General features: G+C 63.6%; 13 protein-coding genes. 6 read left to right on the forward strand and 7 right to left on the reverse strand.

The genetic code is table 11. The features are described 5' to 3' along the window. Nucleotide 1 precedes the first annotated feature (1 nt). Nucleotides 2-898, forward strand: a complete 897-nt coding sequence (locus HAH_RS05985) for a hypothetical protein (RefSeq protein ID WP_023843218.1) — start codon at nucleotides 2-4, stop codon at nucleotides 896-898. Between the two features lie 8 nt (nucleotides 899-906). Here HAH_RS05985 and HAH_RS05990 read toward each other — a convergent pair whose 3' ends face one another. From HAH_RS05990 to HAH_RS06020, 7 genes are all read right to left on the reverse strand, one after another. Beyond that, nucleotides 907-1,851, reverse strand: a complete 945-nt coding sequence (locus tag HAH_RS05990; protein WP_014040106.1) for an ABC transporter permease — start codon at nucleotides 1,849-1,851, stop codon at nucleotides 907-909. Beyond that, nucleotides 1,848-2,849: an ABC transporter ATP-binding protein gene (locus HAH_RS05995; protein WP_023843219.1), complete on the reverse strand. Its 1,002-nt coding sequence runs from the start codon at nucleotides 2,847-2,849 to the stop codon at nucleotides 1,848-1,850. Before HAH_RS05995 ends, HAH_RS05990 begins: the two co-directional genes overlap by 4 nt. After that, nucleotides 2,836-4,221 carry a right-handed parallel beta-helix repeat-containing protein gene (locus HAH_RS06000; protein ID WP_014040108.1) on the reverse strand — a complete coding sequence of 462 codons (1,386 nt, stop codon included), beginning with the start codon at nucleotides 4,219-4,221 and terminating at the stop codon, nucleotides 2,836-2,838. Before HAH_RS06000 ends, HAH_RS05995 begins: the two co-directional genes overlap by 14 nt. After that, nucleotides 4,218-5,018, reverse strand: coding sequence for a hypothetical protein (locus HAH_RS06005; protein WP_014040109.1), 801 nt, complete (start codon nucleotides 5,016-5,018; stop codon nucleotides 4,218-4,220). The genes HAH_RS06000 and HAH_RS06005 overlap by 4 nt, the downstream gene beginning before the upstream one ends. A gap of 30 nt (nucleotides 5,019-5,048) precedes the next feature. Then, nucleotides 5,049-7,031 (reverse strand): TAT-dependent nitrous-oxide reductase, encoded by a 1,983-nt coding sequence (gene nosZ / locus HAH_RS06010; RefSeq protein ID WP_014040110.1) that lies wholly within the window; start codon nucleotides 7,029-7,031, stop codon nucleotides 5,049-5,051. A 1-nt stretch (nucleotide 7,032) separates the two neighbouring features. Beyond that, nucleotides 7,033-7,545, reverse strand: coding sequence for a plastocyanin/azurin family copper-binding protein (locus tag HAH_RS06015; protein ID WP_014040111.1), 513 nt, complete (start codon nucleotides 7,543-7,545; stop codon nucleotides 7,033-7,035). Nucleotides 7,546-7,787: 242 nt separating this feature from the next. Then, complete coding sequence (locus HAH_RS06020) at nucleotides 7,788-8,513, reverse strand: DUF7260 family protein (protein ID WP_014040112.1); 726 nt, start codon at nucleotides 8,511-8,513, stop codon at nucleotides 7,788-7,790. A gap of 535 nt (nucleotides 8,514-9,048) precedes the next feature. On the opposite strand from HAH_RS06020, the gene HAH_RS06025 reads away from it, so the two are divergent. The 5 genes from HAH_RS06025 (at nucleotide 9,049) to HAH_RS06045 (ending at nucleotide 15,170) form a co-directional block, all read left to right on the forward strand. Then, on the forward strand, nucleotides 9,049-9,855 hold the full coding sequence (locus HAH_RS06025) for an IclR family transcriptional regulator (protein WP_014040113.1): 807 nt from the start codon (nucleotides 9,049-9,051) through the stop codon (nucleotides 9,853-9,855). A 733-nt stretch (nucleotides 9,856-10,588) separates the two neighbouring features. Continuing rightward, complete coding sequence (gdhB, locus tag HAH_RS06030; RefSeq protein ID WP_008309650.1) at nucleotides 10,589-11,872, forward strand: glutamate dehydrogenase GdhB; 1,284 nt, start codon at nucleotides 10,589-10,591, stop codon at nucleotides 11,870-11,872. A 6-nt stretch (nucleotides 11,873-11,878) separates the two neighbouring features. Continuing rightward, nucleotides 11,879-12,826, forward strand: coding sequence for an arginase (gene rocF, locus HAH_RS06035; protein WP_044951789.1), 948 nt, complete (start codon nucleotides 11,879-11,881; stop codon nucleotides 12,824-12,826). 173 nt (nucleotides 12,827-12,999) lie between these two features. Further along, the gene (locus HAH_RS06040) at nucleotides 13,000-14,322 is read left to right on the forward strand and encodes a class-III pyridoxal-phosphate-dependent aminotransferase (RefSeq protein WP_014040115.1); all 1,323 of its coding nucleotides are present in this window, start codon (nucleotides 13,000-13,002) and stop codon (nucleotides 14,320-14,322) included. A 59-nt stretch (nucleotides 14,323-14,381) separates the two neighbouring features. Further along, nucleotides 14,382-15,170: a basic amino acid ABC transporter substrate-binding protein gene (locus HAH_RS06045; RefSeq protein ID WP_014040116.1), complete on the forward strand. Its 789-nt coding sequence runs from the start codon at nucleotides 14,382-14,384 to the stop codon at nucleotides 15,168-15,170.

Raw genomic sequence — 15,170 nt, forward strand, 5'->3', positions numbered from 1 at the left:
AATGACGACGACGAGAGTGGCCGTGCCGCGCAAGGGCCGGCCCCTCGAAGCAGTGCTGGAGCGACTCGCCGGGCGCACGGGGACCGCCGACCTGGCCGACGAGATAATCTCGACGCTTCGCTACGAGAAGGCCGTCACCAAGGGCAAGCAAGACGCGGTCGCCGACGTGTACCATCGCATCAGCGACTACTCCTCGCTCGATGAGCCATACGAGCCAGAATACACGCTGCTCCGCGACGACCGCGACGGGATGCCACGGCGGATCGTCTTCGACAGCGTCACTGTCCCGACCGAACACGGTGACGTCCAGCTGGTCGGTCGCGAGGAGCCGTTCCGGGCGCTCCGGACCCACGAGTTCGCGCTCGGGTTCGACAGTGCCGACCTCGTTCTCGAAGAGGTCGTCCAGCTTCGGGACGAACCGCTGACCGCCATCGACGAAATCAACGACCGCATCGACCCGCTGGATACGGACGTACGGGTCGTGACCGGGCTGGGCGATACGGTGTACCACACGTTGCTGGCAACGCCGGATGTCATAGACACACAGGACGGCCCCCTCGACCGGGCCTTCGTCACCAACTACGAGGGCGAGCTCTGCATCTCACCGCGCTACGAGCGGCTCGTCGAAGCCGTTCTCGGAACCAGCGCGCTCGATGGCATTTCCTTTACCTATCCGACGGAGGGCGGCGAAGAAGAGGAAGACATCGCGGCGACCGGCCTCGGCGTCTACCTCACCGTCACGGGGTCGACCGCGCGCGACCACGGCCTCGAACTCGGCGAGCAGTTGTTCCCCAGCGAGACCGTGCTTCTGGAAAACGCCCACGAGCGCACCGAGACGACGAAACAGGTCGCCAGTCTGTTCGAGGAACCGGAAGAAACAGCGCTGCAGTCGGTCTAAAACCGTTTTCAGAGACGGCGTCGCTGGATGAGTTTCGCAGCGACACCGACGGGCACGACGACCCACGCCGCAAGCGCCGCGGTGACCATCGGCGTGGTCAGCCCAGCTTGGGCCAGCACACTGCCGAAGCCGCCGGCGACCACGTCCACCTGTGAGAGCGCGAGCACGCGGAAGCAGTCCACGGGGTTGAGCAGTATCGCCGCGGCGATAGCGCCGGACCCGAGGTCGAACCCCGCGACGGCCCCCAGTGCGACCAGGTCGTGCAACAGCGCGACCCACAGCCAGATGGCGAGTGCGGCCCCGAGCGCGTGGGTTTTCGTCCGCGCGACCGTTGAGATGAGTACCGCCACGCCGAGCATCGCACAGGCGGTCAGCACCGCTGCGAGTGCGACGGCCGCGTACTGGCCGACGCTGGCGAGACCGATGTAGCGGACGGTCAGCAGCGCGCCGGGGACGAAGCCCAGCAACATTGCGCCGGACAGCACCGCCGCCCGGCCGACGGCGGTCCCGACGACGACACGGCCTTTCGTCACCGGGAGCGCGAGCATGAGTTCGAGCGACCCGCGCTCGTCCGCCCCGACGATGGCGTCGTAGCCGACCGCCAGCGCGGTCAGCGGAACGAGGTAGACGCCGAGTTCGGCGATAGTCGCGATCACCGCGTCGAAGCGACCCGGGCCGACCGAACTCGCGCCGAACTGGACAACCGCGGTGGTGAAGAGACCGAACAGCAGCGCCACGCCGAGCGCCCACCGGCTCCGCACGGCCAGCCGGTACTCTCGACGAGCGATGGTGAGCAGACTGCTGTCGGCGATCCGGGCGAGCGCCGATTCGTCGGCAGCGTCCGTGGCCGTACTTCCCTCGGTTCCGCCGTCGTGCAACCGGGTAGCCGGAGCGTCGACCGAAACGACGCCGCCGTCCGGGGTCGGATCTGTCGAGGAGTCGCCCTCGCTCATGCCGGCTCACCTCCGGAGTCCTCGGTCGCCGCCTCCGCAGCCGCCGCCGTGCTGTCGGAGCCGGTGTCATCGCTGTCGTCCGCCCCGACGGCCTCGTGGAACGCGGCCTCAAGGCCGGGTTCGCGGACCTCGAAGCGGTCGATGTCGTACCCCTCACCGACGGCGGTCAGCAGGTCGTAGGCGTCGGTCGGCGTAGTCCGTGCCGTCACCGCCGCGCCGGAGCGGCTGACGCTGGACACTGCCTCGTGGTCCCCGAGGTCGGTCGCCGCGTCGCTCGCAGCCGCCTCGGACGCGAGCGACAGCGACACCGTCACCTCGTCGGCGGCGGCGCGGCGAAGCTCCTCGACCGGTCCCGCCGTCGCCACCTGTCCGTCGGCGATGATGACTGCCTCCGAGCAGAGCCGCTGAATCTCCCCGAGTGCGTGCGAAGAGAAGACGATAGTCACGTCCGTCTCGGCTGCCAGGGATTCCACGACCTCGTGGAACGCCCGGATGCCGTCGGGGTCGAGCCCTGCCGTCGGTTCGTCGAGTATCAGCACGGCCGGTTCGCCGACGAGCGCCGTGCCGAGTCCGAGCCGACGGTTCATCCCGTTGGAGTAGCCGCCGACGCGGCGGTCCGCGGCGTCCGCGAGTCCGACGGTGTGCAGGATGCGCTCGACGTGGTGTGCCCGGTCTTCCCGGGGCACCGAGCGCATCCGGGCGTGGAAGCTGAGTATCTCGCGGCCGGTCAGGCTCGGCGGGAAACCGGCGTGCTCCGGCAGGTAGCGCACTCGCTCGCGGACGGTGGTCCCGTCGGTCGGGTCCGCGCCGGCGACGGAGACGCTGCCAGCGTCCGGTCGGTTCAGCCCGACGAGCAGTTTGAACAGCGTCGTCTTGCCGGCCCCGTTCGTGCCGAACACGCCGAGGGTGGCCCCCTGTTCGACAGACAGACTCAGTCCGTCGAGCGCCTGCACGTCGCCGTACGCTTTCGATACGTCGTCGACATCAATCACGTTCATAGTAGCTCCTCCAGTTCTCGTGGGGTGGTTCGGTGAGCGGGCGGGCGTCGACGACACCGGGCGACTGGACGACGGGCACGGACGACTCGGCCAGCCGAACGGCGTCGAAGGCCGGGCTACTGGCGAACACCCGCGCGGCGGGCTTTTCGGCAGTCACTTGCTGGACGGTCCCGGCCGGCTGGTAGCGGGTGTCGCCGACGCCGTCGTCGTCAACATCGGTCGGGTTCGCCCGGGACCAGTAGTTCCCGACGCTCTCGTTCCAGTGGACCTGGTCGCTCATCACCGCGAGCACCGGCCGGTTGTTGCGGATGAAACTGTTCTCGGTCACGGTTCCGTCGGTGCTCCCCGCGGCGATGTGGACACCGATATCGTTGCCGACGACGAGGTTGCCGACGATGCGATTGCTGACGGAGTTGTAGACGAACAGCCCGTTCTCGTTGTCGACGAGGTGGTTGCCGCGGATGTCCGTGTCGTCGATGCTCTTGACGAGGATGCCGTGGCCGGACTGCCCGCTGTTGTTGACCGCGACGTTGTCCTCGATGACGAGGTGTTTCGACACCATCAGCGCGTACCCGACGTCGTTGTTGAAGGCGGTGTTGTCCCGCAGGTGCGAGTCGTCCGAGTACATGTAGTGGACTCCATAGCGGAGGTCCCACATCGTGTTCTCGCTGGCGTTGACGTCTTTGGCCCAGTTGAAGTACAGTCCGTCCCGGACGGTGGTGATGTCGTTGTTCCGGATGACGCTGTCCTCGGTCTTCCAGATCTGGACGCCGTTGCCGCGTTTGGTCAACTGCGTTATCTCCTCGCGGCCGACGATGGTGTTGTTGCGGATCTCGGCGTCGTCGACGCCGTCGAGCCAGATGCCGAAGGTCATGTCGGTCACGCGGCTGTCGCGGACGGTGACGTCGCTTCCGTTGACGAATATCGCGGCGTCGTTCGTCGCGGCGCTGTAGCCGCTGTTGCGGACCCAGAGGTCCGCCACGGTGACGCCCTGCGCTTCGACGGCGAGCACGTCGCCCTCGCCGTCGCCGTGCAGCAGCGCTGACCCGGGACCGTTCCCGGACAGCGTGACGTTCCGCGTCGTTACGACGAGAGTCTCGTCGAAGCGACCGTCAAGCGTGACGGTGTCGCCGGGGTCCGCCGCGTCGACTGCCGCCTGTGCGCTGTCGTAGGTCTCGCCGTCGACCGTTGCGGTGCCGTCGGCCGACGGGGCGGTGAACGAGTCGGTCTCGGGCACGTCGGGGTTGAAGGCGAGGTCGTCGCTGCCGGTCGGGCCGGCGCTGGCCATCCCGACAGCCACGACCGACAGCACGAGCAGGACCGCGGTAGCGACGGCGAACACGCGCTCGAAATCGTGGGACAGTGGGCTCATGAGTGGGTTTCTGGTTGGTCAGATTTGACCGCGGTGGTCGTGGGGCGGTGCGGGGCGTCATCCTCGTCGTCGGTGTCGCCGTCACGGCCGAGGCGGTCCCGAACGGCGTCGGGAAGCCCGGTGAGCCCGCTACGGAATCGGGCCGGGAGTTCGCTGAACGTCGCCGCCTGGTCGCGGTAGTAGTACGAAACCGCGAGCAGTCCAACGGCAGCTGCGGCCATGTACGCGCCGAGGCCGAACCGGGAGACGCTCGTGATGTTGGCGACCTGATACTGGCCCCACAGCGGCGGCGTGAAGCCGTCGACGCCCATCACCGGCGCGCCCGGGTCGAGCGTGTGGCCGGCCTGCCAGAGCCGGTACTGGATATCGGCCAGCATCACGGTGAACACCAGCACGGTGCCGCCGAACTGGTATTTCAGGCCGCGCTTGAGCTTCTCGGTAGTCGGTGCGACGGCGACGAACACCGACAGCAGTGACACGCCGATGAACGCAACGGGCCCGAGCGCCCACTCGGGCACGTCGATGGCGTTCTCCTCAACGGGGAAGTTGGGCTCGACTAACACCGGGTCGGGGAAGTAGAACCCGACGTAGTGGTTCAGCCGCGCCATCTCGATGAAATCCCCAGTCAGGTGGGGGTAGGCGTACAGGGAGACGTGCAGCGTCGTGCTCGGATACTGGACCGCGTCGACGCTGATGTGCCACATCGGGAACGCGAGCGCCGCGACGAACAGCAGCGCCGCTCCCACGGGGAGGCCCCGTCGAATCTCGCGGAAGTCGTCGATGGTGGGTCGTTGCATGGCTGAACACCTCCGAAATGGGTTGTGTCGCTACCCCTCCGCCGGTTCGACGATCATCCGGCTGCGCATCTCAAGGTGCAGGGCGCTACAGAAGTACGTGCAGTAGATCCAGTACACCCCGGGGTCGTCAGCCGTGAACGTGACTTCGCGGGTGTCCTGTGGGGCCACGGCGTAGTTGATGTCGTGCTCGGGGATGGCAACGCCGTGGATGATGTCCTGTACGCCCTCGATGTTGGTCGTGGAGAGTTTCACCTCGTCGCCCTCCTGAACCGTGAAGTCCGGCAGGCCGAACTCCGAGCGCTTGGTCGTCATTTTGACGTGGACGCTGTTCTCGCCCGTGCGCTCGACGCCGGAGTCCTCCTCGGTGATGTAGGTCTCCTCGTAGTCGTCCTTGTCGTAGACCTTCTTGGCGTCTATCTTGTCCTTGTGGGCGAACACGCAGTCGTGTGGCTCGGGGTAGGCCGGGTGGTCCGCGACCAGTTCCATCTCCTCCTCGCCCTGCCCGATGTGGATGAGCTGGTCGTTGTCGGGCATAATCGGGCCGACCGGGAGGAACCGGTCCTTGGAGAGTTTGTTGAGGCTGACGAGCCACTCCCCGTCGGGGTCGGTCGTCATCGCCTCGAGGGCCTGAATGTGCCCGGGGTTGTAGTGGACGTCCTGCTTCTCGATGATGGGGTCCTCGGACCCTTCTTCGGCCTCGACGGCCGCCTCGATGTCCCACTTGACGGCCTGTGAGTCGATGAACAGCGACGTGTAGGCGTGTCCGTTGCCGTCGAAGGTAGTGTGTAGCGGGCCGAGTCCGACGCGTGGTCGCCCGGCGACGACATCTTCGGGGTCGGAGGAATCGGCCAGCGCGTTCAGGTCGATCATCGTCACCGTCGGCGAGAGCTTCCCCGCGACGAAGGCGTAGTCGCCGTTCGGGCCGACCTCGACACAGTGGGGGCTTTTCGGCGTCGGAATGTACTTCACGATGGGGCGGTCGCCCTGGTTGAGCGAACTCCCCTGCGTGCCGTCGACGACGGGGATGCCGTTGACCTCCTCGTAGTTGCCGTTCTCGACGGCCTGCTCGATGGCCGGAATGTCGAACGCCTTGACGTTGTCCCGGTCGTCTTTCGTCATGCCCTGGATGTCGGTGGCCTCCTCGCTGTTGTACGCCGAGGAGATGGCCCACCGACCCTCTTTGCCGGTGTCGACGATGTCGAGGTTCCCGTCGACTTTGACCTGCCACTGGGTCTCCATCGACTCGGGGTCGACGGCGACGAACAGCGACGTGTAGTTGTCCGGGTTCTTCGCGTCGGTCCCGTCGTTGGGCAGCGGCACGCGGAACTCGCCGTTGCCCAGCACATACTTCGTGTCCGGCGAGAGGACACAACAGCCGTGGATGGCCTGCATGTTCGGGACGTCCGTGATGGCGTCCGTCTCGAAATACGTGAGGTTCACACGGGCGATGCGGCCGTTGGCCTTGTCGTTGACGTACAGGTATTCGCCGTCGTAGTCACCGTCCGTCTCCGAGAGGTTCGGGTGGTGATTGTCACCCCAGCTATACCCGCCGCCCTCTTCCAGCATTTCCTGAGTCCCGTCAGTGAACCCATAGCCCGACGCACAGTCGGTGTTGAACACCGGAATGCGGGTGAGCTCCCGCATCGACGGGATGCCGATGACCCGCAGTTCGCCGGAGTGGCCGCCGGACCAGAAGCCGTAGTATTCGTCGTGTTCGCCCGGTTCGACCGTGTGGCTCGCGCCGCTGCCCGAGGGTGTCGACTGGCTGCCGGCACTGCCATCGCCACCGCCGGTCAGCGCTGAACAGCCAGCGACGGACCCCATCGCACCGGCGGCGACGCCGGCCTTCATGAAGTCCCGGCGGCCGAGCGAGAGGCCGGGCAGTCCCAGCGAGAGGTCGTCGTCCGCAGTCGATTCGTCCGGAGACTCGACCTCCACCAGTACCGAGTCGAGGGTTTCTTCGTACTCTTCGAGGACTTCGTTCGGATCGCGTGGGGTTTCGTTTTTGCTCATATCAGACCACCTTGATTGTGCCGACCATCCCGTTCATCTCGTGGGGGATGCAGTAGTACTCGTAGGTCCCCGTCGTCTCCAGCGTGACCTCGTAGCTCTCGCCTTTCGGAATGTTGCCTTCCTGCCCGTTACTGTAGCCGTCTTTCGCGGCCTGCAGGGAGTCGAACCCGCCGGACGCGAAGTAGTCCGCGCCGTCGGGGATCTCCTCCTCGTAGGCCGTCACCGTGTGGCCGATGCTGCCGACGTTCTCGAACGTGACCGTCGTGCCTGCCTCGACCTGGATTTTCTTCGGCTCGTATGCCAGTTCGTCCGTCATTTCGACGGTGCTCGTCTCGGTCCATTCGGACCCGCTCCCGCCGTCACTGGACTCGGTCTCGCCGCCGTCTGATCCGTCACCGCCGCTACCTGAGTCGCCGTCACCGCTACTGTCGGAGCCGCCGCCCGATGAACAGCCAGCTAGCGCGACTCCAGCCGCGAGACCCAGACCGCGAACGAATGTTCTACGCGTTTCCATGGTAGCTCACGGCTGCAACTCGAAGACCAACCTGTATATATAGGGAACCGCACTCTCATCTCGCAGGAAGCGGGGCGAATATGTTCGCCCGGAGATAGTGAATGGTGTCCTCTCGTGACGGTTGCCGCGGAATACAACGACTGTGTACTCGTCTCAGTACTCCTCAAGTTGGGAGGGTGTGCCGGCGTCCAGTTCACCGCGCTTCAGTGACGCCTACACCTGTCTGCCAGAGAGCCGCCCGTTCAGCTGTCCACAGATTCCTGTAACCGCGCGAGACTGGTCAACACCGGATACGTCCAGAGTTGCTCTTCGTACATGTACGTACAGAACTCGTGTGTCTCGAACCGGTAGACGCTTGAGTGGAGCTGGTCCTGGCGCTCCTGTAGAAGCGCAGTAACGTCACTCTGGAACGTCTCGCGATACCACTCGGGCACGACTGTGCTGTCGAGCGTCTCGATGATCTCCTGCAGACTGCTGCGGTACTCCAGCATCGACTCCTGTTCGATTTTGACAGCGCGGTCCAGCGAGGTCCGTTCGTCGATTGCTTGCTCGGTCGCTGCCACCAGCGAGCGTTTGAGCGGCGGCGAGAACCCGACGTTCGTCTCGGGGTGAAACAGCGCTGCGTAGTCCGGCCCAAACTCGATAGCGACGTTCTCGACCAGCGATTCGTCGTACACTGACTCGTAGTGGTCGACAGCCAGCACCGTGTCGGCGTAGGCGTCCCGTAGCGCTTCGACGGGGTCTGATGCGGACTGTCGACCTCGCGCACCGACGGGGGAGGAGGGCTGGTCGGCGGGGTCGACGGCACGCAGGCGCTGGAGGAAGTCTTCGAGACCATTTTGCTCGGCCGCAAGCTCCGTATGCTCCACGTCAAGCACGGAGAGAGCCGTCTCTATCGGCTCGAGAATGTGGTCTCGCCATGTATGCAGGAACCACTGCGTGCCGTCCTGCGCAGGCGTCGTTGACATACTAGTGTCTCGTTCAGTAACAACAATAAGTGTTTTAGTTACCGGACAACACCCCCGTGTTCTGGACGACTATTTATATATCCTTGTCGGCTAGCACCACCGTCTCCGGGACCCATCGTGCGGTTTCGATCTAGCAGCGATTACGGTACTGTAGAACAGCAGCAGATTCTATCAGAGGTAACTATATCTGTATTCATCATTTCTGGATAGAAAAACAGACTATATTAGAGACGATCCCGAACTTTCAATCTAGAAGTGCGATATACGATATTGAAATTGATATCTTAAGGATAAATAACTCGTTAGTAGGTGCAAATTGACCGTCAATCTGAACGCCTCGATAAGACAGCGCCCTACGGCTCACAGCACAGACACACTCACAGCTCGGCTGTTACCGATTCTGTCCGCAATGAGTCGGACGGTCATACTGTGCGTGGCATTACTCCCTGTCGGTCGGTAGCGTCCAAGCGGGTGTTCCGGTCGCTCATCGCTCACATCCGGGTTTTTAAATAATGACGGCAACTCTACTGGGGTAATGACCGACGACGCCGACACACAAAACACGGGCCGGCGGATACAGTCCGTGGAGAACGCCTGCGAGATCATCGAAGCCGTTCAGGAGTCAAACAGCGCGACGTTGCAGGAACTGAACGAGCGAATCGAGCTCTCCCAGGGAACGCTTCACACGTATCTTGCGACGCTGACCGACTGTGGCTTTCTCACGAAGGACGACGACACGTACCAGCTCGGTTTTCGGTTCGTCACGATGGGCGAACACGTCCGCAACGAGACGGAACTCTACACCGCTGGACAGGAGGAAGTGGACAAACTAGCGGACAGGTCCGGCGAGTACGTCCATCTGGTCGTCGAAAACGACGGGCGCGAAGTCGCCATCTACGAGCGGCGAGGGGAACACGCCGTCGGGATGGACTACCACCTCCAGTTGCGGGAGGCCCCACAGCACCTCCACGACAGTGCTTCGGGGAAGGCGATCCTCTCGTGTCTCCCGTCCGAACGCGTCGAGGAAATAATCGACCGTGAAGGGCTCTCGCGACAGACACAGCACACGATTACGGACCGAGAGACGCTCTGCGACGAGCTAGAGACCATCCGGGAGCGAGGGTACGCGACGAACGACGAGGAAGAGATTCGCGGCCTTCGGGCGGTCGGTGCGCCGATTCTGGACAACGACGGGACCGTCGTCGGCGCGGTCAGTGTGACTGCACCGACCAGCCGTCTGAAAGGGACCCGTTTCGACACCGAAATCCCAGAGATGGTGATGGAGGCCGCGAACCTCATCGAAGTCAATCTCGAAATGACCTCGTTTGACCGGGGCACGTAACGACGGTGTCGGACACTCGTCTCCATCTGTCGGCGACGACCACGAAACGACGACGGCGTCCGGTCTCCGACATTTGGATAGCTCAAATCTCGGCTGTGCTACTGTGACCGTCGAACGGAGCGATTCACCCAGCAAATGAGCCACAATAACAGTCGTACCATCGTTAGTAAGAGGTCGAGGTAGCGTATCAGGCCCGATAGCCAAGCCTGCAGGCTGTTTCCGGCGGGTCGCCGCGGGAGTTATACCTGTCGTGGGTGGTCTCTCTCAGTACAGTGCTCCGACACTGCTGTGCCAAGTCTATTTTTGAGATAGTCAAAGCACGGGGAAATTCTCTGTTCAGTACTAGGCCATGGTATAGCACGTCTGCGTCGATATTCTGCTATCCGGCGTGGCTTCATCTGACCAGTGTGGCCTCGCCTATGTTGAGCATATCAAAGCTATATTTATCGGATATTCCGCAAATACGCCACTAATCTGGCCCATAATACTCTATAAGCGACGAATGAAGATGTCTGCTTGGTTTTGCTATGTTCAAACTATTTGTCCCGCAGACAGTCCCAAATATTTATTAACAATACCGGTATTGGTGCCGATACACTGTCTCACTCCAGCCGTCGGATGTTGACAGTCAGGACGGAAGCAGCGTGCTGAACGACGCAGCGTACTCGCCCCATTGGTCCCGAAGCGAACGGGCGTACGCACCGGAACCAAGAGCCGAATCCACCAACCAATCATGAGCACACAGAAGGAGCCATCAGAACAAGCACCAGACGACGATGAATCGCCAATCGCGACAGCCCGCCGCCAACTGGAGCGGGCGGCCGAACACCTCGATCTCTCCGAGGGGCTGCTTGAGCAGCTCCGTCACCCATCGAAAACCGTCGAGGTGTCTGTCCCGATCCGCCGAACCGACGGGAGCGTCGAGGTGTTCAACGGCTATCGCGTCCAGCACTTCGAGGTCAGAGGGCCGTACAAAGGCGGCATGCGATACCATCCGAGCGTCTCCGCCGAGGAGTGTACGGCGCTGGCGATGTTGATGACGTGGAAGTGTGCGGTGATGGACCTCCCCTTCGGCGGCGCGAAAGGCGGCATCGTCGTCGATCCGTCGACGCTCGACGCACAGGAGACCGAACAACTGACCCGTCGGTTCGCCGAGGAGCTCCGCGAAGTCGTCGGGCCGACGAAAGACATCCCAGCACCCGATATGGGGACCGACGAACAGACCGTCGCCTGGTTCATGGACGCGTATTCGATGCAGGAAGGCGAGACGGTCCCCGGCATCGTGACCGGCAAACCGACAGCGGTCGGCGGGACACACGGCCGCGAGGAAGCACCCGGCCGGAGCGTCGCCATCGTCGCCCGCGAAGCGCTCGACTACTACGACGGAACCGTCGAGGGTGCCACTGTCGCCGTACAGGGCTTCGGTGCTGTCGGCGCGAACGCCGCACGCCTCCTCGACTCCTGGGGCGCATCCGTCGTCGCTGTCAGCGACGTCGACGGCGGCATCTACGACGAATCCGGCCTCGATATCGAATCGATTTCGGCTGACGGCGACGAACACGGCCAGCTAGGGGACGTCGACGCACCACGGCAGATATCTAACGCCGAGCTGCTGGAACTCGATGTTGACGTCCTCATTCCCGCGGCAGTCGGGAACGTCCTGACCAAGGAAAACGCTGCAGACGTGCAGGCGAGCATCGTCGTCGAAGGGGCGAACGGCCCGACAACGACAGCAGCCGACGCTGTGTTCAAAGAGCGCGACATCCCAGTCATCCCGGACATCCTCGCCAACGCCGGTGGCGTCACTGTGAGCTATTTCGAATGGCTCCAGCACATCAATCGCCGGAGCTGGTCCCGCGAAGAGGTCAACGAAGAACTCGAAGCCGAGATGCTCGATGCCTGGGAGGCTCTCCGGACCGAAGTCGAGGACCGTGACGTCACATGGCGAACGGCTGCCTACATCGTCGCGCTCTCACGAATCGGTGAGGCTATGAACGCCCGCGGGCTATGGCCGTAGCAACGGATGTCCCTTCAGTCTACCCACTCGCGAGACCACAGTCGTTCCGTGTCACCTGTCGCGGTGCTCGGTGTCCCCTTCGCGCTCGGCGCCGACCGGCGTGGCGTCGACATGGGGCCGTCGGCGATTCGCTACGGCGGCCTCAGTACCGCCCTCGATACGGCCGGCGTCGAATACACTGACGCTGGGGACCTCGCACTGCCGACGCTACAGTCGCAGTCGGCGACCACCGACGACGGCGCGAAGTACCTCGATGCGATCGCCGAAATGACCGACACCCTCGCCGACCGGGTGGCGACGGAAATAGCCGACGGGAGCGTGCCGCTGGTGTTAGGCGGCGACCACTCTATCGCGATGGGCACGATGCGCGGCGCGGCCCAGACGGCCGAACTCGGCGTCATCTGGTTCGACGCCCACGGCGATTACAACACCCCGACTACGTCGCCTAGCGGGAACGTCCACGGTATGCCGCTTGCGGCCGCCCACGGCTACGGCGACTTCGCAGAGATGCCGTGGGCGACCGCCCCGAACGTCGCCGAGGAGAACACCGCCATCGTCGGAGCGCGGAGCCTCGACGCTGACGAACGAGCGGTCCTCCGTGAGAGCGACATCTCCGTCTTTACCATGGAAGATATCGACAGGCGCGGTATCGGACCGGTCACCGACGAGGCGCTCGACATCGCGACCGACGGCGTCGACGACATCCATGTCAGCCTCGACCTCGACTGGCTCGACCCGGACGACGCGCCGGGGGTCGGGACGCCAGTCCCGGGCGGCGTCACCTACCGGGAGGCACATACGGCGATGGAACGGGTCGCCGACCGCGACGCCGCCGAATCGGTGCTGCGCTCGCTCGACGTCGTCGAGGTCAACCCTATCCTCGACCAGCGCAACACGACGGGCGAACGAGCGGCCGAACTCGCCGCCAGCGCGTTCGGCAAGCGGATCCTGTAGCGTATCGTAGCCATTGAAAATCAAGGCACACCTGATCGCATGACGGCAGTGCTATCAGTGTGTAAATTGTTTCAATTGTTACAGCTTCGAACTGCGGCACGCACCCAGTTGTGTGGCCGGCACGCGGGGCCGGAACACAGTGATTTATTACCAATGATGGCGATTGTGATAACATGGACCGCAATACTGCGGAGCCGCGTGTCGATAGCCTTCCCGGCCCACAGAGCAGCGAGTGGGTCGAGTACCACCACGAAACCGCCGCACCGAGCACGTACGTGTACGATTTCGTCTGGGACATCACTGAAGACGCAATCGGTCCGTTCTGTACCGACGCGGACGGCAACGTCCTGCTCGATTTTACCTGCCACGTCGCCGCGTCGCCGCTCGGCTACAACAACCCGAAAGTGCTCGACCGAGCCGACGAGTTCGACATGGTCGACCCGCTGAAAATAGCCGGACAGGACTTCTACGTCAGCACCGGCGGCTCGCCCGACGAAACGTCGCTGCCGGGTCCCGCCCACCTGATGGATAGGCTGACCGACATTACTAGCCACTACGACTTCGACACCGTCTTCCTCTCGAACTCCGGCGCAGAGGCCGTCGAGAACGCGATGAAGATCTGCTACGACAACTGCGAGACGCCGAAGTACGGCATTACCTTCGACGGCGCGTTCCACGGTCGGACCCTGGGAGCGCTCTCGCTGAACCGTTCGAAGTCCGTCTACCGCCGGAAGTTCCCCGAACTCAGCGGGATCCACGACGTGGAGTACTCCGAGGCCGGGGTCGAGCGCCTCCGTTCGAAACTCGACGCAGACACCGGCCACATCCCGCCCGAGGAAGTCGCATTCCTCATCTTGGAGCCGATACAGGGCGAAGGCGGCTATCGCGTCCCGAGCCCCGAGTTCCTCTCGGCCGTCGACGACCTCTGCCGGGAACACGACATCCCGATCATCGCCGACGAAATCCAGTCGGGAGCCGGCCGCACGGGCGAGATGTGGGCTGTCGACCACTACGACATCGAACCGGACGTCATCACGAGCGCGAAAGCGCTCCGGGTCGGCGCGACCATCTCCCGCTCGGACATCTTCCCGTCCGAAACGTCGCGGCTCTCCTCGACGTGGGGGGCCGGAGACATCCTCGGCTCCATGCGCGGCGCACTGACACTCGCCGCTATCGAGGACCACGACCTGCTGGACAACGCCGCCGAGAAGGGGACGTACTTCATGGATCGGCTCCGCGAGGTTTCGGCGGACCGTCAGCTGGTCGAGGACGTTCGCGGTCTCGGCCTGATGACCGCGCTGGAGTTCGATACGGCTGACCGACGCGATGCCGTGATGGAAACCGCGCTCCAACACGGCCTTCTCACGCTCGGCTGTGGCCAGAAATCCCTCCGGCTCCTCCCGCCACTCGACGTCACCGAGCGCGAACTGGAACTCTGTCTCGACATCCTCGATTCGGTGTTTACCGAGGTTGCAGACCCTGTCGCGTCGGCCTGACCCTCGCGACTTCTGCGGTAACCGAAATGTTAAAATATGATTGATTCGACTGTGGGACTATGCCACGAGAGGCACGCGTAGACAGACGGAGGTATCTGCAGGCAATCGGTGGCACTGTCGCGACCCTGTCGGTCGCTGGCTGTCAATCGGGCAGCGGGGACTCACAGACGCTCACCGCGGGAACAGCGCCGGGCTTTCCGCCGTTCGAGATGAAGCAGGACGGCGAACTCGTCGGCTTCGACGTCGAGTTGCTGGAAGCTGTTATCGCGGCGTCGGAGTACGAACTGAGCGGGTGGGAAGAACTGGAGTTCAAATCACTCATTCCGGCGCTGAACAACGGGAACGTCGACGTCGTCGCGGCAGGCATGACGATCAACGACGACCGCGACGAAGCGATCGACTTCTCCGACCCGTACTACAGTTCGAACCAGGCCATCGTCGTCCGCGAGAGCGGGTCGTTCTCGCCGTCGTCGTTAGACGACCTCTCCGGAGCGACGGTCGGTGCACAGAAGGGGACGACCGGCGAATCCGTCATCAAGGACCAGCTCATCGAAGCGGGAACGGTTCCGGAGTCGAACTACAACGCGTACGGCAACTACGTGCTCGCCGTCGAGGATTTGCTGAACGAAAACGTCGACGTCATCATCATCGACGTCCCCGTCGCGAACTCCTTCGTGGCGGACCGCCCTATCGAGTCCGCGTTCGTCCACGAAACCGGCGAGCAGTTCGGCTTTGGGGTTCAGTCCGGCAACGACGAACTCGCGGGTGCGCTCAACAGCGGGCTGACTACCGTCGAGGACGACGGGACGTACCGGGACCTGACCGAGAAGTGGTTCGGACAGAAGTGA

The organism is Haloarcula hispanica ATCC 33960, assembly GCF_000223905.1.
GTDB lineage: Archaea > Halobacteriota > Halobacteria > Halobacteriales > Haloarculaceae > Haloarcula > Haloarcula hispanica.

Bases quoted from the DNA above. Each gene is read 5' to 3' on its own strand.
- HAH_RS06020 (WP_014040112.1), bottom strand. From the start codon at position 8,513: ATGTCAACGACGCCTGCGCAGGACGGCACGCAGTGGTTCCTGCATACA.
- HAH_RS06040 (WP_014040115.1), top strand. From the start codon at position 13,000: ATGGACCGCAATACTGCGGAGCCGCGTGTCGATAGCCTTCCCGGCCCA.
- HAH_RS06005 (WP_014040109.1), bottom strand. From the start codon at position 5,018: ATGCAACGACCCACCATCGACGACTTCCGCGAGATTCGACGGGGCCTC.
- HAH_RS06045 (WP_014040116.1), top strand. From the start codon at position 14,382: ATGCCACGAGAGGCACGCGTAGACAGACGGAGGTATCTGCAGGCAATC.
- rocF (WP_044951789.1), top strand. From the start codon at position 11,879: ATGTCCCTTCAGTCTACCCACTCGCGAGACCACAGTCGTTCCGTGTCA.
- HAH_RS05990 (WP_014040106.1), bottom strand. From the start codon at position 1,851: ATGAGCGAGGGCGACTCCTCGACAGATCCGACCCCGGACGGCGGCGTC.
- HAH_RS05995 (WP_023843219.1), bottom strand. From the start codon at position 2,849: ATGAACGTGATTGATGTCGACGACGTATCGAAAGCGTACGGCGACGTG.
- nosZ (WP_014040110.1), bottom strand. From the start codon at position 7,031: ATGAGCAAAAACGAAACCCCACGCGATCCGAACGAAGTCCTCGAAGAG.
- HAH_RS06025 (WP_014040113.1), top strand. From the start codon at position 9,049: ATGACCGACGACGCCGACACACAAAACACGGGCCGGCGGATACAGTCC.
- HAH_RS06000 (WP_014040108.1), bottom strand. From the start codon at position 4,221: ATGAGCCCACTGTCCCACGATTTCGAGCGCGTGTTCGCCGTCGCTACC.
- HAH_RS06015 (WP_014040111.1), bottom strand. From the start codon at position 7,545: ATGGAAACGCGTAGAACATTCGTTCGCGGTCTGGGTCTCGCGGCTGGA.
- HAH_RS05985 (WP_023843218.1), top strand. From the start codon at position 2: ATGACGACGACGAGAGTGGCCGTGCCGCGCAAGGGCCGGCCCCTCGAA.
- gdhB (WP_008309650.1), top strand. From the start codon at position 10,589: ATGAGCACACAGAAGGAGCCATCAGAACAAGCACCAGACGACGATGAA.